Raw genomic sequence first — 21,918 nt, forward strand, 5'->3', positions numbered from 1 at the left:
CGTGGCGGGCAGTATGCCCAGAGTCTCCCGCCTGGGTGATTCGTTACGGTTCTGAGTCCCCAAGAGCCCTGCACGCAAGGCCGGTTGGTGAAGATTTGGTGGGCTAGTTTACACGGGACAAGCGGGCTTGTTAACGCGCTTCTCCGATGCTTCCATGGCTGGGGAGGCGTTAGTGTCCCGTCTGGGTAATTCGTCGCGCCCTCAGTAGCTCAGTCGGTTAACGAATTACCCAGACGGGACACTAGCCATTCAGCAACGGTATACTCTGCCTCCAGTAAATTTTGGAGATCCGCCCCGGCCACGCTGCGGGATTCACTCCGCTGAACCTGAACACAAGGGCACCGACAACATGGACAAGCGCCTGGAAAAACTCACCTACTGGGTTCACCAACACTCCGGCTTCGACCGCGCCCATCTGACGCCGGTCAGCGGCGACGCCAGTTTCCGACGCTATTTCCGGGCCACCGGCAAAGACCGCCTGGGCAAGTCCATTACCGCCATCGCCATGGACGCGCCGCCGGAGAAGGAAAACTGCCACCCCTTCGTGGCCCTGGCCCGCCACTGGCGTCAGCATGGCATTGCGGTACCGCAGATCCTGGCTGACGACCTGGAACAGGGGTTCCTGCTGCTGGAGGACTTCGGCGACCGACTGATGCTCGGGCGCCTGAACGGGGTCACCGCCGATGACCTGTACGACGAGGCCATGGCCGAACTGATCCGCATCCAGCAGGCACCGGACACTGACGATTACCCGCTGCCCCCCTATGACGAGGCCCTGCTGAACCGGGAGATGGACCTGTTCCCCGACTGGCTCCTGGAAGGCCTGCTGCAGATGGAACTGGGCGACCGCGAGCGCTGCATGCTGGACACCACCTTTGCCTTCCTCCGGGAGAGCGCCCTGGCGCAGCCCCGGGTGACCGTGCACCGGGACTACCATTCCCGCAACCTGCTGGTGCGCCCGGACACCCCCGTGCCCGGGGTTATCGACTTCCAGGACGCGGTGAACGGCCCGATCACCTATGACATCGTGTCACTGCTCAAGGACTGCTACATCGACTGGCCCGCCGCCCGCCGCAACACCTGGCTGGAGGATTTCCGGGTCATGGGCCGCGAGGCCGGCCTGCACCAGGCCGACAGCGACACCTTCCACCAATGGTTCGAGTTGATGGGCATGCAGCGACACCTGAAGGCGTCGGGCATCTTTGCCCGGCTCTACCTGCGGGACGGCAAGAGCGGCTACCTGGCGGACATCCCCCGCACCGTCAACTACCTGGTGGAGGCCAGCCAGCCCCTGCCCGCCCTGCGCCATTTCAACCAGTGGCTGCGGGAGCAGGTAGTGCCCGCCATCCACCACAAGCTGGGCACGCCCCCGGACGACACCACCGGAGGCCCGCACCCGTGAAGGCCATGATCCTCGCCGCCGGCAAGGGCGAGCGCATGCGTCCGCTCACCCTGAACACCCCCAAGCCGCTGCTGGAGGCCGGCGGTGCGCCGCTGATTGTCCACCATATCCGCAAGCTGCGGGCGGCGGGGTTCAACGACCTGGTGATCAACCACGCCTGGCTGGGAGAGCAGATCGAACAGGCGCTGGGCAACGGCGGAACCTACGACGTCACCATCAACTATTCCCGGGAAGGGGAACCACTGGAAACCGCCGGTGGCATCATCCAGGCGCTGCCATTGCTGGAGGGGGATTCAGGCTGGTTCGCAGTCATCAACGGTGACATCTGGCATGATTTCGATCTGTCGACACTCGAGCCGCCAGCGTCCGGCAAGGCCCGGCTGGTGCTGACCGACAACCCGGCACACCATACGGAGGGCGACTTTGCCCTGGGGGCGGATGGCCGGGTCACCAGCGACGACGAACCGCGCCTGACCTTCACCGGCATCAGCCTGCTGCACCGGTCGCTGTTTGACGGCCTGCTGCCCGGCGCCCGCAAGCTGGCCCCGATCCTGCGCGAGGCCATGACCCGGGGCGAGGTGACCGGCCTGCACCACCGTGGACAGTGGATGGATATCGGCACCCCGGAGCGCCTGGCAGCCCTGGACCGACTCCTGACTCAACCCCGGCACCCCTGACCCTGGCACTAACATGAGCGGAAGTGATCAGCAAAGCCTGCCAGCCCACACCCGGGCCCTCCTGGAAGAACTGCTGTCCGACTTTATTGCCGGCAACCACCAGCCCACCCGCATGATGGCCCGCTATACCCTGGGTCGCGGTGCCCGGCAGGCCCTGTTCTACTGCCTGGGATACATTGCCAAGGCCGATGGCCGGGTCACCGAGCACGACATCCGCTACGCGGAGAACCTGATGGAAAGCCTGGCGCTGTCGCCCAGGGCCCGCCGCAAGGCCATCCGGCGCTTCCACCAGGGCCGTGACAGCACCGACCTCTCGCCCCTCAGGATGGCCTGGTTCAGGCTGTTCGCCCCCTGGCGACAACGCACCAACCTGCTGGTTGGCCTGTGCCTGTGCCACGGGGCCCAGTTGCATGGCACGCCGGAGAGGCCCAGACGTTATCGCTGCGAGGATGCCTTCTGCCGCCTCGGGCTGCCCCTGGCCGCCATCGACCGGATTCACCGGGTCTATCGGGAGGAGGTGTGGATGGCGGAACCGCCGCCCAAGCCGGAAAGCCTGCAGGATGCCTACCGCATCCTGGGAGTGGATGCGTCCATCAGTTTCACCGACATGAAGCGCACCTACCGCCGCGAGGTGGCCCGCTATCACCCGGACAAGCTGGGCGACAGCCTGAGCCCGGCGGAACAGGCCCGGGCCCGTGACCAGTTGCTGAGGCTCCAGCAGGCCTGGGAAGTGATCAAGCGTCGGGAACGGGTGACTCGCTAGCCCCCCTAAGGAGACTACTCTTTTCCCAGCCATCCCAGCAGGCGGTTGGCGATCACCCCCGCATCGCGGCCGGCGGGCCGCATGGGAACCGGCGCTGACATCGCCTGATAGGAAGCGATTCCCGCGCGCCGGAAGGCTGCCTGTCGCCCGGCAACATCCCCATTGCGGGACGGGTAGAGATCCAGGATAGGTGTGGTTTCCCCACTGAGCGCGTCACTGATCGTGGCCGGGGACTGGCCGCCAAAATCCGCCGCCACCCAGACTGCCTGACTGACCCCGGCGGGGGCCTCCGGCAGGAAGGCACGCACCTCATCGGCACCACGCCCCACCCCCACCAGGATCACGCGCTGGTACTGCTTCCCGGTAAACCAGGCCACCGCGGCTGTCAGCCGGGCCCCGATGGTTTTCCGATGGGCTTCCAACAGGTCACGGGCGGCTTCGTCGTTGACGTCGATCATCACCGAATCCGCCTCCGCGTCGCCATCCCCATCACCGGAGGGCGCGTTGTCCGCCAGGCGTTCACGGGCCATCTCCAGGGACGGGGACGGCTGCTCCAGCCCCAGGGTCATGGCCGCCCAGCCCGCCTCGCTCAGCCGTGAACGCAGGCCTTTGAGCAGACTGTCATTGGCGGACTGCCCTTCCCCGGCCAGAATCACCACGCCCCCCGACGGTCGGGCGGTGACCTCCCGCTCCACCAGGGCCAGCACGCGGGGTTCGTCCTCGGGTTCCAGCCACACCGCCAGATGTGGGTATTGTTGGGCCAGGGCACCAGCATCGCCGGACGACCGGATGAAGATCCGTTGCAAGGGTTCCGCTGGCGGGGTTTCTCCCTCTTCGGCAGCGGCGGCCCCGTCTTCCTGATTCTGGTTACCGTTGTCGGCCAGCTCACCGTCCTGGGCCGTCACCGGCGTAGTCACCAGTAGGGCCAGTAACACCAGCAGGGCGGAATAATGTTGCTGAATCGCCACGGACAATTCCCGTTCAGACTGTTAGAATGGCGCGATTCCGAAGAGGGCTTCCCGGACCGCGTCAGGAATCTTAACACAGGGAGCCCACCCCCTCCCTGACGCAGAACACAGCCGTATGAAGAGACCATCATGAAACAGCCTGAACTGATCGCCCCCTCGATCCTGTCCGCCGATTTTGCCCGCCTGGGCGAGGAAGTCGACAATGTGCTGGCGGCAGGCGCCGATGTCGTCCATTTCGATGTCATGGACAACCACTACGTGCCCAACCTCACCATCGGCCCCATGGTCTGCGAGGCCCTGCGCAAGCACGGCGTGACCGCCCCCATCGATGTGCACCTGATGGTGTCCCCGGTGGACGACCTGATCCGCATGTTCATTGACGCCGGTGCCAGTTACATCACCTTCCACCCGGAAGCCTCCAACCACATCGACCGCTCACTACAGTTGATCCGCGACGGCGGTTGCAAGGCCGGGCTGGTGTTCAACCCCGCCACACCGCTGAGCTACCTGGACCATGTCATGGACAAGGTGGACATGATCCTGCTGATGTCAGTCAATCCCGGCTTTGGTGGCCAGAAGTTCATCCCCGGCACCCTCGACAAGCTGCGGCAGGCCCGCAGACTGATTGATGACAGCGGCCTGGACATCCGCCTGGAGATCGACGGTGGCGTGAAGACCGACAACATCCGCGAAATCGCCGCCGCCGGCGCCGACACCTTCGTGGCCGGCTCCGCCATCTTCAACACCGACGACTACAAGGCCACCATCGACGCCATGCGCGCCGAGATTGCCAAGGCAGGATAACGGATACCGTGGACAAGCGAACCTTCACCTCCCTCTGGCCCGGCGTGGCCCTGTTTGACCTGGACGGCACCCTGGTGGACAGCGCACCGGACCTGGCCGCCGCCGTGGATCATATGCTGGAAAGCCTGGGACGACCGCCGGCAGGCCAGGAACGGGTACGCCAGTGGGTGGGCAACGGCGCCCAGGTACTGGTCCGCCGGGCCCTCACCGGCCAGGTGGACTGGGAGGCTGCGGCGCCCCTGGACGACGCCCTGTTCAACGACGCCATCACCCAGTTCTACCTGTCCTACGAGGAACTCAACGGCGACCGATCCACCGTGTTCGACGGCGTCGAAGCCTGCCTGCAACGCCTCCACGACAACGACTGCCGGCTGGCGGTGGTGACCAACAAGCCGGAGCGGTTCGTGCAGCCGCTGCTGGAGCGCATGGGGCTGGATCACTGGTTCGAGATGGTTGTTGGCGGCGACACCCTGACCGTGAAGAAGCCGGATGCCGAGCCCCTGTTGCTGGCCATGCGCACCCTGGGCGGCAGCCCCGGCACCACTGTGATGATCGGCGACTCCGCCGCCGATGCCGAAGCCGCCCACAACGCCGGCCTGCCATCGGTGCTGGTACGCTATGGTTACCACTATGGCCCGTCTGTGGACGACCTGGGGGCGGACGTGGTTGTTGATTCGCTGACCGAGCTTTTGTAACCTCACAGGGATAACGTGAACACAAACCTTCATTTCGGGAGATTCCTGCCGTGCAGGGACTGAATCTGACTGCATCGCGCGGCGTCCTCACCACCCGCGCAACACGATGGTGGCGATGGCGGACCGGCTGAGACGTGCCCCGGTCGTGCGGTAAGGCCTGCACGCCACATTGAACGCTGCCCGACAGGCTCCGGCGGCAACAGCAGATCAGATTTCAGGATGATGTCATGACACCCGAACAGTTTTCCGGGCTGGCCGACGCCGGCTACAACCGCATTCCCGTGTACCGCGAAGTGCTCGCGGATCTTGATACGCCCCTGAGCACCTACCTCAAGCTCGCCAGCGGGCCTTACTCCTACCTGTTTGAATCCGTCCAGGGCGGCGAGAAATGGGGCCGCTACTCCATCATCGGCCTGCCCAGTCGAGAAGTGCTGAAGGTGTATGGCGATAAGATCACCATCACCCGGGACGGCCAGGTGATCGAGGAGGCCGAGCGCGACGACCCGCTCACCTTCGTCGAGGAATACCAGGCCCGCTTCAACGCCCCGGACCTGGACGACCTGCCCCGCTTCAACGGCGGCCTGGTGGGCTATTTCGGCTACGACACCGTGCGCTACATCGAGAAGCGCCTGCGCGAAACCTGCCCGCCGGACCAGATCGGTACCCCGGACATCCTGCTGATGGTGTCCGACGAAATCGTGGTGTTCGACAACCTGCGGGGCAAACTGCACCTGATCGTCCACGCGGATCCGGCCATGGAAGGTGCCTACGAACAGGCCATGGCCCGCCTCAATGAGCTGGAGGCCCGCCTGCACCGGCAGACCGCCGACGCCCCGCGAACGCCGGAGCACCTGCGCGGCAAGACCGTAGACGAGAGCGACTTTGTCTCCGGCTTCAGCCAGCCCCTCCATGAAAAGGCGGTGGAACGCATCAAGGGCTATGTGCTGGATGGTGACGTCATGCAGACGGTGATCTCCCAGCGCATGTCGATCCCGTTCGAGGCGCCGCCCCTGAACCTGTACCGGTCTCTGCGGGTGCTCAACCCGTCGCCGTACATGTACTTCCTGGACCTGGACGACTTCCACATTGTCGGCTCCTCCCCGGAAATTCTGGCCCGGGTGGAAGACGAGGAAGTCACCGTGCGCCCCATCGCCGGTACCCGCAAGCGCGGCGCCACCGAGGCCGAGGACAAGGCCCTGGAGAAGGAGCTGCTGGCCGACCCCAAGGAAATCGCCGAGCACCTGATGCTCATCGACCTGGGCCGCAACGACGCCGGGCGCGTGTCGGAAACCGGCACCGTGAAACTGAGCGACAGGATGATCGTGGAACGCTATTCCCACGTTATGCACATTGTCTCCAACGTCACCGGGCGCCTGAAGGAAGGGACTTCCTGCCTGGATGTCCTGCGGGCCACCCTGCCCGCCGGCACCCTGAGCGGCGCCCCGAAGATCCGCGCCATGGAGATCATCGACGAGCTGGAACCTGTGAAACGTGGCGTCTACGGTGGCGCCGTGGGCTACCTGTCATTCAACGGCAATATGGACACGGCCATTGCCATCCGCACCGCCGTGATCAAGGACAACACCCTGCATATCCAGGCCGGGGGCGGCATTGTCGCCGATTCGATACCGCGCCTTGAGTGGAAGGAAACCATGAACAAGGGCCGGGCGATCTTCCGGGCCGTTGCCATGACCTACAACGATTTCGACCACTGAGGCGGGGGATAAGACAATGCTGTTGATGATCGATAACTACGACTCCTTCACCTACAACGTGGTCCAGTATCTGGCAGAGTTGGGTGCGGATGTGCACGTTCACCGTAACGATGAGATCACGGTGGAGGAAATTGAGGCCCTGAAGCCGGAACGCCTGGTGATTTCACCGGGGCCCTGTACGCCCAATGAGGCGGGCATCTCCATGGCGGCGATCCGCCACTTTGCGGGCAAGCTGCCGATCCTGGGCATCTGCCTGGGCCATCAGTCCATCGGGCAGGTGTATGGCGGCAATGTGATCCGTGCCGGGCAGGTGATGCACGGTAAGGTGTCGCCGGTGTACCACTCCGATACCGGAGTGTTCCGGGGCCTGAACAATCCGTTGCAGGCCACCCGCTACCACAGTCTGGTGATCGAGAAGGAGAGTCTGCCGGACTGCCTGGAGGTGACCGCCTGGACCCGGAACGATGACGGCTCCATGGAGGAAATCATGGGTGTCCGGCACAAGACATTGCCCATCGAGGGGGTGCAGTTCCATCCTGAGTCTATTATGACTGAGGAGGGGCATGAGCTTCTTCGTAACTTTTTGCGGTACTGATTGCCTTTAAAGTCAGTGCCAGAGAGAAAGACCGGCCGGGGAGCGGTATCGCTTGCCCAGACACGCCCGCAAGTACGTCCCTGTAGGGCTCGTCGGCAGCCGTCCCTGGCTGCCGACGGTCTGGGAAAGCAATCCCCCACCCCGTCCTCAGTGCGGTCCTCCAACGTGTGCCCTCGTCATAAAGGCACTCATTTCGATCTTGGATCAGGACCGCATTAACTCCGTCGCTTATCGGACGGGGGGTGATGGGGCCTTTTCGCAGCAGCGCCATGGATGGCGCGGAGCAAGGCGGGCGCCAGGGATGGCCCCTGAATTGCGGCGGAGAAAAGGCCCCGTCACCCCCCGGCCAGGCACCCAAACTCGAATACAAATGTTGAAGAACTAAACCGAGAGGCCCACCAAACATGGACATGAAAGAAGCCCTGAACCGAATCGCCTCCAACCTGGACCTGAGCCGGGAAGAAATGAAAGAGGTCATGCGCATCGTCATGGGCGGTGAGGCCACCGATGCCCAGGTCGGCGCCTTCCTGATGGGCCTGCGCATCAAGAGCGAAACCATCGAAGAGATTACAGGCGCCACCGAAGTCATGCGGGAACTGGCCACCAACGTCACCATCAACGCCGACCCACTGGTGGACATCGTCGGCACCGGCGGCGACGGCGCCAACCTTTTCAACGTGTCTTCCGCGTCCGCCTTCGTAGTGGCAGCAGCCGGCGGCTTCGTGGCCAAACATGGCAACCGGGCCGTGTCCTCCAAGAGCGGCAGCGCCGACCTGCTGGAAAAGGCCGGCGTCAACCTCGACCTGACACCGGAGCATGTCGCACGCTGCGTGGAGCAGATCGGCGTCGGCTTCATGTTCGCCCCGGCCCATCACGGTGCCATGAAACACGCCATCGGCCCCAGGAAAGAACTGGGCTGCCGCACCATTTTCAACATCCTCGGCCCCATGACCAACCCCGCCGGAGTCAAACGCCAGTTGCTGGGTGTGTTCACCCCGGCCCTGTGCCGACCCATGGCGGAAGTGCTCCACAAGCTCGGCAGCGAACACATCATGGTCGTGTGCTCCAAGGATGGCCTGGACGAAATCAGCCTGGCCAGCGCCACCCACGTCGCCGAACTGAAAGACGGCAAGATCACCGAATACGAGATAACCCCCGAAGACCTGGGCATCAAGAGCCAGTCGCTGATGGGCCTCTCCGTGGATACCTCCGAGGATTCCCTCAACCTGATCCGCGCCGCCTTCGGCCGGGGCCACGACGAAATGGCCGAGAAGGCCCGGGACATGATTGCCCTGAATGCCGGCGCTGCCATCTACGTAGCAGGGCTTGCCACAACACCACAAATGGGCGTGGAAATGGCCCTGGATGCCATGGGCAGCGGCCTGGCCGCCGGCAAGATGTCCGAACTGGCCGACTTCTCCCACTGTTTCGACTGAGCAAGCATAACGATGACCGACCGACACATTGACCGCACCCCCACGATCCTCCGCAAGATTGTGGACCGCAAGTGGGAAGAGATCGACCAGCGCAAGCGCCGCACCACCGAGGCCGACCTGAAGGCCATGGCCGGCGACCAGCCGCCTGCCCGGGGCTTTACCCGGGCCATGGCCGATCGCATCGGGGCACGACAGCCGGCGGTGATTGCCGAAATCAAGAAGGCCTCCCCCAGCAAGGGCGTGCTGCGGGATCCCTTCCACCCGGGCGCCATTGCTGACAGCTATGAGCAGGGCGGTGCGGCGTGCCTGTCAGTGCTCACTGACCAGGATTTCTTCCAGGGCCATGAGGATTACCTCAAGGAGGCGAGGAGCGCCTGCGGTCTGCCGGTGATCCGCAAGGATTTCATGGTGTCGCCCTATCAGGTCTATGAGAGCCGGGCCATCGGCGCCGACTGCATCCTGCTGATCGCCGCCTGCCTGACCCGGGATCAGATGCAGGAGCTGGAAGGCATCGCCCACGAAATCGGCCTGGATGTACTGGTGGAAGTGCATGACGGCGAGGAAATGGACGACGCACTGACCCTGACCACACCGCTGGTGGGCATCAACAACCGCAACCTGCATACCTTCGAGGTATCGCTGGACACCACCTTTGACCTGCACGAGCGCATTCCGTCGGACCGGCTGACCGTCACCGAAAGCGGCATCCTGACCCGGGATGATGTGGCGGCCATGACCGACCGGGGCATTTACGGTTTCCTGGTGGGCGAGTCCTTTATGCGGGCGGAGGAGCCCGGCGAGAAACTGCGGGAATTCTTCGGTTAGTGGCGACCGGTATGGAAGCCGCCGCTGACACCCCAGACGATCCAATACTGACCGGCCCGCTGTGGCCGGTCTTCTTCCGCTACGCCCTGCCCTCGGTGGCGGGCTTGCTGGCGATCACCACCGCCGTCATTGTCGACGGCTTCTTTATCGGCAACTACGTCGGCGCCGATGCCCTGGCGGCCATTACCCTGCTGATCCCCTGGTTCACCTTCCTGTTCGGCATCGCCCTGGCCATGGCCATTGGCGGCACCGTGCGGGCGGGGCGTTACCTGGGGGAAGGCAACATCGGCGCTGCCTCGGCCATCTACAGCAAGTGCCTGATGGCCACCCTCGTCATCTCCCTGGTGATCACGGTCACCAGCCTGTTGTTCCAGGAGCCCCTGTACCGGCTGCTGGGGGCCTCACCATCGCTGTTCCCGCTCATGGCGGAGTATTTCCAGGTGATCGCCGGGGTGATGGTGATGCAACTGGTGACCATGGTGTTCTACTACTTCATCCGGGTGGACGGCTTCCCGCTACTGGCCACCACCGCGCTGATTGTTGGGGCGGGCACCAACATCTTGCTGGATGCGGTGCTGGTGGGCTACCTGGACCAGGGCCTGCGCGGGGCGGCGCTGGCCACCGGCATGGCGCAGGTGTTGCAGCTTGGCGTGCAGTTATTCTACCTGACCCGGCCCGGTCGTCGACTGGTGTTTGGCCTGCGCCAGACCCATTGGGGCGAAGTGTTCAAGGCCCTGGCCAATGGTGTCTCCGAGTGGATCAACGAGGTGTCCGTGGGGCTGGTGATGCTGCTGATCAACTGGCTGCTGATGCGCGAGCAGGGGGTGGATGGCGTGGCCGCGTTTACCGTGGTCAACTACCTGATCTTCCTGAGCCTGATGGTGTTCTACGGCATTTCCGATGCCATGCACGTGCTGCTCAGCCACAACCTGGGGGCCGGCAACCCGGAGCGCATCCGCCGGTTCATGGGCTGCGCGCTGACGGTGATCCTCGGGCTGGGCGTGGTGCTGGTGCTGGGGGTCTGGCTCCAGGGCAGTGCGCTGGTGCAGGCGTTCCTGGACACCTCGGCCGACTCCACCACGGCCCTGCTGGCGGACCGGTTCCTGGGTATCCTCTGGCCGCTGTTCCTGATCAACGGTGTGAACGTGCTGCTGTCGGTGTACCTGACGGCGATGCACCGGCCATTGCCGTCGGCGATGGTGGCCCTGTCCCGCAGCCTGGTGCTGCCGGGCCTGCTGCTGGTGCTGATCGCCACCCTGGCGCCGGAGTGGCCGCTACTGGTGGCCCTTCCCCTGGCGGAATGGCTGACCTTCGGACTGGCCCTGGCGCTATTCCTCCAGGCCCGACCCCATCGGCTGATTCCATCACCAGGTCAGGCGGGCATGGCGGCTCCCGCTCAGGCGGCGGACGGCTGCCACTGAACGGATTCCACCTCGCCACCGGCAAAGCGCACCAGGTGGGAGGAAACCACCTCGCCCACCTGTTCCAGTTTCTCCTCGTTCTCTGCTTCACAGGTCATCAGCAGGGCGCCATCAGCGGCTTTCAGATGACAGTCACCGACAACGAAGCGAAGCTCACCGGCCTCCTCCGTCCACTGGGCATGCACTTTATGCTGGAAGTGCTTGCACAGACGATTGATCAGTCGGCTGGGGTCGGTCGTGGTAACGGAAGCGTTCATGGCTGGCATGTAAGACTCTCCTGTCGGATCAGGGAATAGAAAGTGGGAACGACTGGGCCGGGCCTATTCCGACAGGGCTTCCTGCAACAGGGCCTGGAGATGGGCGGGCATGCTGCCAGCCAGTTGCAGGGCCGCCTCGTGGCCCCGGGGGGTCATCTTGCCCCAGGTGCGTCGCACGATGCGCAGCCACTTGTCCTTGTCGTAGTCGGTCTTCTCTTCGTAGAAATCCGCGAAGTAGCGCTCCAGGAACACCATGCAGGCCACGTCTTCCAGTAACTGGGTGTCCGGGTCCTGGCGCAGTTCCCGCTTGGTTAGGATGGTGGCCACTCGTTGGCATTCCTGTTCCGGGAAGCCACAGTCCGCCATGATCTGAGCGGCACGCTCACCATGGAATTTTCCGCAATCCTGGCGCCACTGGTAGTAGCCCTTGCGGCCCTCGGGGTAGTCAGTCCGTGGCCGGATCCAGCGCTCGATGTGCTGGGCCCGGCAGGCGATCTGCATGCGGTCGGAGGGCTCCGCCTCCAGTGCCAGCAGCCAGCGGGTCATATGCAGGCTGTAGGCGTACTCACGGGGCAGCGACTGGTCGTCCACCACCTCCACGTTGGGGTCCTGGCGGTTGGCCGCGTCGATGGCGTCCAGTGCACATCCGAGTTGTTGCCCGTTGCTCATGGTGCTGTCTATCCTTTTCAGGCTTTTGCCGAGGGGCGTTCTTTCATACGATCGTACCAGGCCTGCAGGTTCGTCTGCTCGGGGGCAATGCGGATCTTCACCACCCGGGCGAAATCCACGGTACAGAACGCGGTGATGTCGGCGGCGGTGACGTCGTCGCCATAGATGAATTCCCGGCCTTCCAGGTGCTTGTCCAGGAAGGCCAAAAATTCCGCCACCTGGCGCCCGGCCTCCTCACCCCACTCCTTGATGGGATTCATGCGATCCTTGAAGTAGCCGGTGGTGTGCTGGAAGCACATGCCGGTGGGCATGAAGAAATAATAGTCCAGCCACCGTTGCCACTGCTCCAACTGGGCCTTCTCCAGGGGCGTGGTTCCCATCAACGGTTTCTCCGGATACATCTGTTCGAAGTACAGGCAGATGGCCATGGTTTCCGCCACGCAGTTGCCGTCGTCCAACTGCATCACCGGCACCTTCTTCATAGGGTTCATGGCCTGGTACTCGGGGGTCAGGTTCTCACCCTTCTGGAGGTCCACCTGCACGAACTCCACCTTGTCCAACAGGCCTTTCTCGGCCAGGAACATACGGACACGGCGGGGGTTGGGCGCGGTACTGGTTTCGTAGATTTTCATTGTTGTACACCTTGTTGGGGTCAATCGCAGGACAACAGACTGGCGCGCAACGATGGTTGCGTCAAGCAACCGCTTCGAACTGGGCCAGTACCCAGTCCGTAGCGTCCATGGGCAGGTCATGGCCGGCGTCCGGATGGACCCGCAGCGGCCAGTGCCAGCGCCGGGCCAGCGTGCGGCTGCAATGCCAGTGCACGATCCGGTCGCCGGTACTGGCCAGCAGCAGCGCCCGGGCCGGCGGCGCCCCGGGGTGTGGCCGGTACGCCGCGGCCGCCTTCCACTGGGCCAGGGCGGTGCGACGGGTAACCGGTCGCTGTCGCTGGATCAGGAGCCATCGGGCTTCCAGGGCCGGCGGTACCGGACGGTTGGAGGTCAGTTGCAGGATCCGGCGCTCCCGGCCCTCCATATCCGGTTTCAACGCCACCGCCAGGGCCCGGCTGAAGGCGGCTGGCCGCATGCGATGCCAGGGAGGGCTGAAGCCGCTGCTGGTGTTGATCAGCAGCAGGGCGGCCACACGCTCCGGCTCCGCCTGGGCCCAGTCCAGGGCCACCATACCACCCATGGACAGACCCAACAGCCCCACCGGCCCGGGGATATGAGCCGCGTACTGCTGTACCCGCTCACGTATGCCGCTGATGGAGGCCGGAGAGGCGTCCCGGAAACGGGTTCCGGTCCCAGGCAGGTCGATGCAGTGGAAACGGTGTTGGGGAAAGCCCAGGGCCAACCGGCGATCCAGGTCCCCCCAATGGGACCGCTCCCGGGTCAGGCCTCGGAGCAGTATCCAGTTCATAACGGTAGCCACGATGTCCCGGCCATCACACCTCCCGGTACCAGTGCATAAGGGCGGCCTCCCGCAGCATGCGGGCCTGGTCACCGGCCGGCAGCCAGTTCTCGTGGCTGACCGCCGCCTGCACCAGGAAGTCCATCAGCAGCAGGTGGGTACGCAACACCCGCTGGTGTCGGTGGGGCGCCAGGGGGTTGAAGAATCCATCCAGGCGGAACAGTTGCCGGGGACGCTTCCTGAGCCAGCGCCAGGATCCCATCTCCAGGGTCAGGGGTATAAAGGTGCCCTTGCCGGCCTTGTTGACCTGCTTGTAGAAGTAGTCCCACAGGTCGCCATGGGTCAGGTAATGGGCGGATTGCGGTTCGAATACATAGTTGTGATTGGGATAGGCCTGCTCCCAGAGCAGCTTGAGGGCCATCACCGAGTCGATGCGCCGCATGGGCCGGCGGCGGTAGGCGTAGGGGAACCAGATCTGGTCCTGCCAGCCGAACCCGGAGTGGCAGTCCAGGGCCAGGCTGAAACGGCTGCCTGGCAGCAGCTCGTCGATCACCGATTTCAGCGCCACGTTTTCCGGCTCCATGCCCTGCTCCGGCTCGCCGGTGTACCAGGGCAGCCTGGGGGAAAGCCTCTGCCCGCCGAGCATGAAGGTGCTGTCCCCCTGGGCCAGGATCGGGGCGTTGCGCATCAGGTCGACACCGGCGGGGTTGGCCCGCTGGTTCAGGAACATACCACCGGGGTTCATGATCGGTAGCGCAACAATGCGGACTTTTTCCAGCAACTCGTTCAGGTGGTCGTCCCAGCGCAACCGGGAGATCAGGCTGGCCAGCCAGGCAATCACCACCTGGGCACCGATCCGCTCCAGGCCGTGGACGCCGCCTACCAGCAGCACTACCGGGGCATCGCTGGCCCGTGAGCCGATGTCCGTACGGTAGATAGGCACCGACATGCCCCTGACCGGGATTCGCGTCAGCACCCGGCTCTGGACGGATTCCGGCGCGTCTGCCAACAGCCGTTCGAGCTGGACCATCTCGGGGATGAAGGTGCGTAGCTGGCGGCGCTGGCCACTGTCGCGGCTGGCTTGCTCCGCCGCTACGGAGATGTGAGGCGTGATGCTCTTGAGTTCGGCCATGGCGGAGTCCGTCGGTGTCGCATAGCTCCAGCCTGACCGATGTTTACGACAGTTTGATGAAGCCCTGGCTCAACCAGCGATGGGACCAATGCCCACCTTGCGACGCACATCCGCCATCAGCGGCGTGGCATAGTCCCGGGCCTTTTCGGCGCCTTGCTGGAGGATACGGTCGAGCTGGGCCGGATCGTCCATCAGGGTGTTGTATTCCTCCCGCATCGGGGCCAGTTCCTCGTTCAGGAATTCGAACAGCCGCTTTTTCATCTCGCCCCAGGCGATGCCGTTGGCGTACTCCTGGCGCATGGCCTCCACCTGGGCCGGGGTGGCAAAAGCGGAATAGATGTCGAACAGGGCGGAATCATCCGGGTCCTTGGGCTCACCCGGCTCCAGCAGGTTGGTCTTGATCTTGTTGATCAGCTTGCGGAACTTCTTCTCGCCCTCAAACAGGGGGATGGTGTTGTTGTAGCTCTTGGACATCTTGCGACCGTCCAGCCCCGGCAACACCATGCCGGATTCCTCGATCACCGCCTCCGGCAGGGTGAAGGTGTCGCCGAACAGGTAGTTGAAGCGCTGGCCGATATCCCGGGCCATTTCGATGTGCTGGGTCTGGTCCCGGCCCACCGGGATCTTCTCGCCGTTGAACATGAGGATGTCCGCCGCCATCAGGATGGGGTAGCAGAACAGGCCCATGGTGATGCCCCGGTCCGGGTCGGCACCCTCGGCCTCCTCGTTCTCCTGCACCGCCGCCTTATAGGCATGAGCCCGGTTCATCAGGCCCTTGGCGGTAACGGTGGTGAGCACCCAGCTCAGCTCAGTGATCTCCGGCACATCGGTCTGACGATAGAAGGTGACCCGCTCCGGATCCAGACCACAGGCCAGCCAGGTGGCGGCAATGGCACGCACGGATTCCTGCACCCGGGCCGGCTCCTGGCACTTGATCAGGGCGTGGTAGTCCGCCAGGAACAGGAAGGATTCGGTGTCCGGGTCCTGGCTGGCGCGGATAGCCGGCCGGATGGCCCCGGCGTAGTTGCCCAGGTGGGGGATGCCCGTGGTGGTGATACCCGTCAGTACTCGTGTCTTGCTCATGGTGATTGCGTCATTCCGGGAAGAGGTCATTAAAGAAAGCTGAACCATACCCAAACCGGCGCCCACCGGCAAACGGATTGCGTCAGCAGCTAGTGGATTCACGCGCCTCTGGATAGGCGAATGGGGCGGGTGCCGGTATCATGGCGTCATGCCCCAGGAAACCCTGCCAATCGTTTACCAGGATGAACACCTTGTGGTGGTGAATAAACCCGCCAACCTGCTGGTACACCCCAGTGAGATCGACCGCCGTGAAACCCGCTCCGCCATGATGATACTGCGGGACCAGCTCGGACAATGGGTGTATCCGGTGCATCGGCTGGACCGGCCCACCTCCGGCCTGCTGGCGTTCGCCCTGTCGCCGGACATCGCCCGCACCCTGGCCACGGCCTTCGAGGAGCGGCGCGTGAGCAAGGACTACCTGGCCATCGTGCGGGGCCATCCACCATTGGGGGGCATCATCCGCCACCCCCTGACCCTGAAAGATGACCGCCGTTCACGACGCACCCTGGACGGTGAGGCCCAGTCCGCCCTGACCCTGTACCATCGCCTGGCCACGGTGATCGTGGACTGGCCGGTGGACCAGCGCTACCCCACCAGCCGCTATGCCCTGGTCCACTGCCGACCGGCCACGGGGCGCCGCCACCAGCTTCGTCGGCACCTGAAGCACATCAGCCATCCCATCATCGGGGACAGCAGCTATGGCAAGGGCCCCCACAACCGGGCCTTTGCCGACCGGTTTGGCGAGAGCCGGCTGTACCTCCACGCCAGCCGCCTGACCATGCCGCACCCGGTCAGCGGCGGATACCTGAACCTCCAGGCGCCGCTGCCGGACGGCTGGCGGCAGGTCTGCCAGGCATTCGGATGGTCGCCGGAGGGCTGCTATGATGAAAACGCCACCACCCAGGCCCACACCCCCCGGCAGGAGTAACCCGGACCATGCCCGTACAGCTCTACCAGTTTGCCATTTCCCACTTTTCCGAGAAGGTGCGCTGGGCGCTGGACTACAAGGGCGTATCCTGCCAGCCGGTGTTCCTGCTGCCGGGCATGCACGTCAAGACCATCCGCGGCCTGACCGGCCAGAAAACAACCTCGGTGCCGGTACTGGTGGACAATGGCCGGGTGGTGCAGGGTTCGGGAGCCATCCTGGACCACCTGGATGCCACCTTTCCGGACAACCCGCTGCTGCCGGAGGCCCCCAATGCCCGGGCCTCAGCCCTGGCCTGGGAGAAGCGGCTGGACGACGAGGCCGGCCCGGCGGTGCGGACCTTTGCCTACCACCACCTGCTGCAACGCCCCAAGGTGGTGGCTCCCCTCCTGGCCGCCGGCACGCCGTTCTGGAACCAGTACCTGCTGCGGCTGGGCTTCAGCCGGGTGGAGGAAATCATGCGGGAGAGACTGGCCATCAATGAAAAGACCGCGGACCGGTCCCGGGAGGTCATTGAGACGCTGCTGGCGGAGATCACGGCCATCTACCGGGACGGTCGATTCCTGGCCGGGGAAACCTTCAGCCGGGCGGACCTGACTGCCGGCGCCCTGTTCTCCCCGTTGTTCATGCCCTCCCGGTATCCCGTGCCCTGGCCCAAGCCACAACGCCTGCCCCCCGACTTGCGGGCCTGGAACCAGCACAACAAAGCCCTGCTGACGCCCATGGCAGAGCTATACCAGGCTAATCGGTAGGAATCTGCTGTAGAAAGCCATGCCATAATTCGGCGGAGCGTTCCGGCACTTCCACCATCGGCACATGCCCGACCCCCTCCAGCAGTTCCACCCTGGCATCGGGAATGCCCTGCGCGAACACCTCGGCATTCTCCGGCGCCAGCACCCGGTCCTGCTGGCCCCAGACGATCAGCGCGGGGGCCTTGATAGCGGGCAGGATCCGGTCCAGGGCAATGTGCTCGCTGGATGACAGGATGGCCTGGAAGATGGCCTCGTTGGTCTGCTGCCGGGCAATGGCCTTTTCCTCCATCACCGACGTCAGCGGCCAGGGTATGAACGGTCGCTTTTCCAGGACGAAATCCAGCAGGTTATCCATATCACCGGACTCCTTCACCACCAGCGGGTTGTCGCCATCAGCCAGGGCCTCGTCCAGTTGCGATGGGTACCGGTCGGAGCCGGCGGGGTCGAACAGGGCAATGGAATTGACCCGTTCCGGGTAGCGGCTGGCAAAGTAGACCGTAATGCCCCCGCCCATGGAATTGCCGGCCATGTCCACCTTGTCAACGCCCAGCTCATCGAGGAAGGCCACCAGGGTAGCGGTCTGGGCCTCCACGGTGTAGTCGTCCGGGGAGGCGACGCTGCTGTCACCATGGCCGGGCAAATCGGGAATCAGCAGCCGGTAGTCCTCTGGAAGGTGGGCGGCCATCCGTGTCCAGTTGTCCTTGTTGCCGCCAAAGCCGTGGACCATCAGCAGGGGGCGTCCGCTCACCGGCGACTGGTTGCGAAGGTAGGCAATGGAGAGATCATCCAGTTCAAGCTCCGCCGGCTCAAGGCCGGCCTGATCACGCTCATGATGGATGATCCAGTTATACAGGTCATAGCGGGAACAGCTGGCCAGCAGCAGCGCAAGCAGCAAGACTGGCCAGGCCAGGTGGCCCTTTTTCATATCATCCTCTGACTCCGGCCAGCCTGGTCATCCCGGCAGTGGGCAGGCTAGCGTGTACCGTAGACCACCATGGTCTTGCCCTTCACCTGCACCAGGCCCTGTTCCTCCAGGGTCTTGAGCACGCGGCCGACCATTTCCCGGGAACAGCCGACGATGCGGCCGATTTCCTGGCGGGTGATCTTGATCTGCATGCCGTCGGGATGGGTCATGGCGTCCGGTTCCTTGCACAGGTCCAGCAGGGTACGGGCAACACGGCCGGTGACATCCAGAAAGGCCAGGTCCCCCACCTTGCGGGTGGTCTGGCGCAGGCGGGTGGCCATCTGCTCACCGATAAAGTAGAGCACCCGGGGATCCTGCTGGGCGATCTCGCGGAATTTGGTGTAGCTGATCTCCGCCACCTCGCATTCCGTTTTCGCCTTCACCCAGGCACTGCGGGAGTCCATGTTGTCAAACAGCCCCATTTCCCCGAAGAAGTCCCCGGCGTTCAGGTAGGCCATGATCATCTCGCGACCGTCTTCATCCTCAATGATAACGGTGACGGAACCCTTGACAATAAAGAACAGGGAGTCGCTCTTGTCACCGGCATAGATAATGGTGCTCTTGGCCGGATAGCGACGGCGGTGGCATTGGGACAGGAAATAGTCCAGATGCTTGGTTTTCTGCTCAACAGGCCGGACGATAGTAGCCATGGTAAGTGTCGTGCCTCCTCAACTGTCGCCATCCATGGACATTTTTTTGATAGGTGACCTGCTTTCCGGCAGGGTTTTCTTGTTGTGACGGGTGCGCAGGGGCTTCCCGCCCGCATACCCGGCTTCAGGTATGTCGTTTTTTTAGACGAAATAATACTACGACTCACGATCTTAAGCCGTGCCCGTAAAATCGTCTATAACTCAAGTCTCAATAGAGACCCATTTCACAGCTTATTGATGCTTTATGCTAGCATGCTTGCCCTTGGCAACTATTTAGTAGCTCCCCTAATTTACACAACGGAACAACAGCATGAAAGCAACCATTGACTGGACCGGCAAAGCCAGCTTCAAGGCCACCAGCGGCAGTGGCCATCAGGTACAGATGGACGGCCCTCCCGACCATGGCGGCGAGGATCGTGGCCCACGGCCCATGGAAATGCTGCTGATGGGCCTCGGGGGCTGCTCCTCCTTCGATGTCATGAGCATTCTGCAGAAGAGCCGTCAGGACGTCACCGCCTGCCACGCCGAGCTGGAGGCAGAACGGGCCGACGCTGTTCCCGCCGTGTTCACGAAGATCCACCTGCATTTCGTGGTGACCGGCCGCCACCTCAAGGAAAATCTGGTGAAACGGGCGGTCAGCCTGTCGGCGGAGAAGTACTGCTCAGCCTCCATCATGCTTGAGCAGGCCGGCGTCGAGATCACCCACAGCCACGAGATCCGTGAAGCCTGATACGCCTGACGGGGTTCGGCCACCCCTGGCTTTGACGGCATTCGCCTGACAGTCGGCACGCCGCTGCTAGAATGGTGACAAAACCGCTATTCAATCGACGGAGCGGTGTGCATAATACGCACCCTTCTCCGCCGGTCTGCACACACGCTGTACAACCAGCCCTGCATTCGGTGGCGGCCTCGGCAGACCGGACCGTGACGTGTTGACGTGTCTGCACCTATTCAACTCCATCATCCGGAGGGGCTGAACATGGAACCGAAACTCCAGCTGCACGGTTTCAACAACCTGACCAAATCCCTGAGCTTCAACATCTACGACATCTGTTACGCACAGACGGAAGAGCAGCGGATGGCGTACATCGACTACATCGACGAGATGTACAATGCCGAGCGGCTGACCCAGATTCTTACGGATGTGGTGAAGATCATCGGCGCCAACGTGCTTAACATCGCCCGCCAGGACTATGAGCCCCATGGCGCCTCGGTGACCATGCTGATTGCCGAGCACGAACTGACCGGTGACCAGGCGGACAACGAGGAATCCCCGGGCCCGCTGCCGGATTCCATTGTCGCGCACCTGGACAAGAGCCATGTCACCGTACATACCTATCCGGAGAGCCATCCGTACGAGGGCATCAGCACCTTCCGGGCGGACATAGATGTCTCCACCTGTGGCCTGATCTCACCGCTGAAGGTGCTGAACTACCTGATCCACAGTTTCGATTCCGATGTGGTCACCGTGGATTACCGGGTGCGGGGCTTCACCCGTGATGTGGACGGCACCAAACACTACATCGACCACGACATCAACTCGATCCAGAACTACCTGACCGAGGATACCCGCAACGCCTACCAGATGATCGACGTCAATGTGTACCAGGAAAATCTGTTCCACACCAAGATGATGCTCAAGAATTTCGATCTGGATAATTACGTGTTTGGCGTCAATGCCCGGGACCTGGGTGAGGCGGAAGCATCCTCCATTGAGGAACGCCTGAAGCGGGAAATGCTGGAAATATTCTACTCCCGCAACGTGGAGTAATCCCTCACCGATCCAGGGAGGGATCGGCGCCCCACCTGGAGATTGTTCAGTTTTTCTGAATGGTGTCGCCGGAATTTTCCGGTTTCTTCTCCAGCCCCGTCGTCATCTAATAGGGACAACACCAACCGGACGACGGAGGCTATCATGACCCAACGACTCATCAAGCGCGTTATTCCTTCTCAGGAAACCTCGGATGGCGCGGGCGTGCGCATTCGTCGTTCCCTGGGCCAGACACAGATGGTCCGCCTGGACCCGTTCCTGATGCTGGATGAATTCGGCTCCGACCAGCCCCAGGACTACCTGGCGGGTTTTCCATCCCATCCCCATCGGGGCTTCGAGACGGTGACCTACATGATCGAGGGGCACATGCTCCACGAGGATCACCTGGGTAACCGGGGTGACCTGCGTAACGGCGGCGTGCAGTGGATGACCGCCGGCCGTGGCATCATCCACTCGGAAATGCCCCAGCAGGAGCAGGGCATGATGCGGGGCTTCCAGCTCTGGCTCAACCTGCCGGCGGCGGAGAAGATGAAGGCGGCGGGCTACCGCGACATCCAGCCGGAGGAGATCCCACGGATCACTCAGGCGGGGGCGGAGATCCTGCTGATCGCCGGCACCCTCGAGCTGGACGGACAGACCCACCGGGGAGCGGTGAGCGGCGGTACCACCGAGCCGTTATACGCCGATGTGCAGCTTGAACCGGGCAGCCAGGTCACCCTGCCTGTGGGCGCCCACCTGAATGCTTTCGCCTACCTGTACCAGGGGGAGGTGAACATCGGGGAGCAGGCCCTTCCGGCCAGTGCAGCCACGGTCCTTGATGAGGGGGATGAAGTGACCCTCAGCGCCGGAGCGAACGGCGCCCGGGTGCTGCTGATTGCCGGGAAACCGCTGGGGGAACCCGTGGTTCAGTACGGTCCGTTCGTGATGAATTCCCGCGAGGAGATCGAACAGACCCTGCGGGACTATCAGAGTGGCCAACTGACGGCCTGAAGTGACGCTCAGGC

At 63.4% G+C, this 21,918-nt stretch carries 23 protein-coding genes and 1 pseudogene; 15 read left to right on the forward strand and 9 right to left on the reverse strand.

Going from position 1 to position 21,918, the window contains the following annotated elements:
* Positions 1 to 349: 349 nt before the first annotated feature.
* The 3 genes from ACJO3T_RS03740 to ACJO3T_RS03750 are packed head-to-tail and all read left to right on the forward strand — an operon-like array spanning position 350 to position 2,842.
* Positions 350 to 1,402 (forward strand): aminoglycoside phosphotransferase family protein, encoded by a 1,053-nt coding sequence (locus tag ACJO3T_RS03740; protein WP_406966023.1) that lies wholly within the window; start codon positions 350 to 352, stop codon positions 1,400 to 1,402.
* Positions 1,399 to 2,079, forward strand: a complete 681-nt coding sequence (gene murU / locus ACJO3T_RS03745; RefSeq protein WP_406966022.1) for an N-acetylmuramate alpha-1-phosphate uridylyltransferase MurU — start codon at positions 1,399 to 1,401, stop codon at positions 2,077 to 2,079. Before ACJO3T_RS03740 ends, murU begins: the two co-directional genes overlap by 4 nt.
* 13 nt (positions 2,080 to 2,092) lie before the next feature.
* Positions 2,093 to 2,842, forward strand: a complete 750-nt coding sequence (locus tag ACJO3T_RS03750; protein ID WP_406966021.1) for a DnaJ domain-containing protein — start codon at positions 2,093 to 2,095, stop codon at positions 2,840 to 2,842.
* 14 nt (positions 2,843 to 2,856) lie between these two features.
* Here ACJO3T_RS03750 and ACJO3T_RS03755 read toward each other — a convergent pair whose 3' ends face one another.
* A complete protein-coding gene (locus tag ACJO3T_RS03755) occupies positions 2,857 to 3,810 on the reverse strand; it encodes a DUF3530 family protein (protein ID WP_406977831.1) in 954 nt (317 codons plus the stop codon).
* Between the two features lie 129 nt (positions 3,811 to 3,939).
* On the opposite strand from ACJO3T_RS03755, the gene rpe reads away from it, so the two are divergent.
* The 7 genes from rpe (at position 3,940) to ACJO3T_RS03790 (ending at position 11,301) form a co-directional block, all read left to right on the forward strand.
* Complete coding sequence (rpe, locus tag ACJO3T_RS03760) at positions 3,940 to 4,614, forward strand: ribulose-phosphate 3-epimerase (protein WP_406966019.1); 675 nt, start codon at positions 3,940 to 3,942, stop codon at positions 4,612 to 4,614.
* An 8-nt stretch (positions 4,615 to 4,622) separates the two neighbouring features.
* Entirely contained in the window at positions 4,623 to 5,309 is a 687-nt protein-coding gene (locus ACJO3T_RS03765) for a phosphoglycolate phosphatase (protein ID WP_406966018.1), read from the forward strand.
* 227 nt (positions 5,310 to 5,536) lie between these two features.
* Positions 5,537 to 7,024, forward strand: a complete 1,488-nt coding sequence (gene trpE / locus ACJO3T_RS03770) for an anthranilate synthase component I (RefSeq protein WP_406966016.1) — start codon at positions 5,537 to 5,539, stop codon at positions 7,022 to 7,024.
* Positions 7,025 to 7,040: 16 nt separating this feature from the next.
* Positions 7,041 to 7,619, forward strand: coding sequence for an aminodeoxychorismate/anthranilate synthase component II (locus ACJO3T_RS03775; RefSeq protein ID WP_406977833.1), 579 nt, complete (start codon positions 7,041 to 7,043; stop codon positions 7,617 to 7,619).
* A 404-nt stretch (positions 7,620 to 8,023) separates the two neighbouring features.
* Positions 8,024 to 9,055, forward strand: coding sequence for an anthranilate phosphoribosyltransferase (trpD, locus tag ACJO3T_RS03780; protein WP_406966013.1), 1,032 nt, complete (start codon positions 8,024 to 8,026; stop codon positions 9,053 to 9,055).
* A gap of 12 nt (positions 9,056 to 9,067) precedes the next feature.
* Positions 9,068 to 9,880: an indole-3-glycerol phosphate synthase TrpC gene (gene trpC, locus ACJO3T_RS03785; protein WP_406977835.1), complete on the forward strand. Its 813-nt coding sequence runs from the start codon at positions 9,068 to 9,070 to the stop codon at positions 9,878 to 9,880.
* 11 nt (positions 9,881 to 9,891) lie between these two features.
* A complete protein-coding gene (locus ACJO3T_RS03790) occupies positions 9,892 to 11,301 on the forward strand; it encodes an MATE family efflux transporter (RefSeq protein ID WP_406977837.1) in 1,410 nt (469 codons plus the stop codon).
* Here the strand turns inward: ACJO3T_RS03790 and ACJO3T_RS03795 are convergent.
* The 6 genes and pseudogenes from ACJO3T_RS03795 to ACJO3T_RS03820 all read right to left on the reverse strand — a co-directional run.
* On the reverse strand, positions 11,277 to 11,567 hold the full coding sequence (locus tag ACJO3T_RS03795) for a DUF2218 domain-containing protein (protein WP_406966010.1): 291 nt from the start codon (positions 11,565 to 11,567) through the stop codon (positions 11,277 to 11,279). The two genes, ACJO3T_RS03790 and ACJO3T_RS03795, sit on opposite strands and share 25 nt — an antisense overlap.
* Before the next feature lie 54 nt (positions 11,568 to 11,621).
* Positions 11,622 to 12,227 carry a DUF4202 domain-containing protein gene (locus ACJO3T_RS03800; protein WP_406977839.1) on the reverse strand — a complete coding sequence of 202 codons (606 nt, stop codon included), beginning with the start codon at positions 12,225 to 12,227 and terminating at the stop codon, positions 11,622 to 11,624.
* 17 nt (positions 12,228 to 12,244) lie between these two features.
* Positions 12,245 to 12,859: a glutathione S-transferase family protein gene (locus ACJO3T_RS03805; RefSeq protein WP_406966007.1), complete on the reverse strand. Its 615-nt coding sequence runs from the start codon at positions 12,857 to 12,859 to the stop codon at positions 12,245 to 12,247.
* A 61-nt stretch (positions 12,860 to 12,920) separates the two neighbouring features.
* Entirely contained in the window at positions 12,921 to 13,646 is a 726-nt protein-coding gene (locus tag ACJO3T_RS03810) for an alpha/beta fold hydrolase (protein WP_406977841.1), read from the reverse strand.
* A 25-nt stretch (positions 13,647 to 13,671) separates the two neighbouring features.
* Positions 13,672 to 14,769, reverse strand: a complete 1,098-nt coding sequence (locus ACJO3T_RS03815; protein WP_406966005.1) for a M14 family zinc carboxypeptidase — start codon at positions 14,767 to 14,769, stop codon at positions 13,672 to 13,674.
* A gap of 87 nt (positions 14,770 to 14,856) precedes the next feature.
* Positions 14,857 to 15,852 (reverse strand): annotated as a pseudogene (locus ACJO3T_RS03820) (tryptophan--tRNA ligase); the annotation flags it as partial.
* Between the two features lie 148 nt (positions 15,853 to 16,000).
* Between ACJO3T_RS03820 and ACJO3T_RS03825 the strand changes: the two are divergent.
* Both ACJO3T_RS03825 and ACJO3T_RS03830 read left to right on the forward strand, forming a co-directional pair.
* Positions 16,001 to 16,780, forward strand: coding sequence for a pseudouridine synthase (locus ACJO3T_RS03825; protein ID WP_406977842.1), 780 nt, complete (start codon positions 16,001 to 16,003; stop codon positions 16,778 to 16,780).
* Between the two features lie 8 nt (positions 16,781 to 16,788).
* On the forward strand, positions 16,789 to 17,529 hold the full coding sequence (locus ACJO3T_RS03830; RefSeq protein WP_406977843.1) for a glutathione S-transferase family protein: 741 nt from the start codon (positions 16,789 to 16,791) through the stop codon (positions 17,527 to 17,529).
* Here ACJO3T_RS03830 and ACJO3T_RS03835 read toward each other — a convergent pair.
* A complete protein-coding gene (locus ACJO3T_RS03835) occupies positions 17,519 to 18,454 on the reverse strand; it encodes an alpha/beta fold hydrolase (RefSeq protein ID WP_406966001.1) in 936 nt (311 codons plus the stop codon). The two genes, ACJO3T_RS03830 and ACJO3T_RS03835, sit on opposite strands and share 11 nt — an antisense overlap.
* Positions 18,455 to 18,501: 47 nt before the next feature.
* Entirely contained in the window at positions 18,502 to 19,143 is a 642-nt protein-coding gene (gene crp / locus ACJO3T_RS03840; RefSeq protein WP_092015555.1) for a cAMP-activated global transcriptional regulator CRP, read from the reverse strand.
* 310 nt (positions 19,144 to 19,453) lie between these two features.
* Between crp and ACJO3T_RS03845 the strand changes: the two genes are divergently transcribed.
* The 3 genes from ACJO3T_RS03845 (at position 19,454) to ACJO3T_RS03855 (ending at position 21,904) form a co-directional block, all read left to right on the forward strand.
* Positions 19,454 to 19,873, forward strand: a complete 420-nt coding sequence (locus ACJO3T_RS03845; protein ID WP_406966000.1) for an OsmC family protein — start codon at positions 19,454 to 19,456, stop codon at positions 19,871 to 19,873.
* 249 nt (positions 19,874 to 20,122) lie between these two features.
* The gene (gene speD, locus ACJO3T_RS03850; protein WP_406965999.1) at positions 20,123 to 20,914 is read left to right on the forward strand and encodes an adenosylmethionine decarboxylase; all 792 of its coding nucleotides are present in this window, start codon (positions 20,123 to 20,125) and stop codon (positions 20,912 to 20,914) included.
* Positions 20,915 to 21,058: 144 nt separating this feature from the next.
* A complete protein-coding gene (locus tag ACJO3T_RS03855; protein WP_406965998.1) occupies positions 21,059 to 21,904 on the forward strand; it encodes a pirin family protein in 846 nt (281 codons plus the stop codon).
* Positions 21,905 to 21,918 lie beyond the last annotated feature (14 nt).

The sequence above is a fragment of the Marinobacter shunpengi genome (assembly GCF_045449715.1).
Lineage (GTDB): Bacteria > Pseudomonadota > Gammaproteobacteria > Pseudomonadales > Oleiphilaceae > Marinobacter.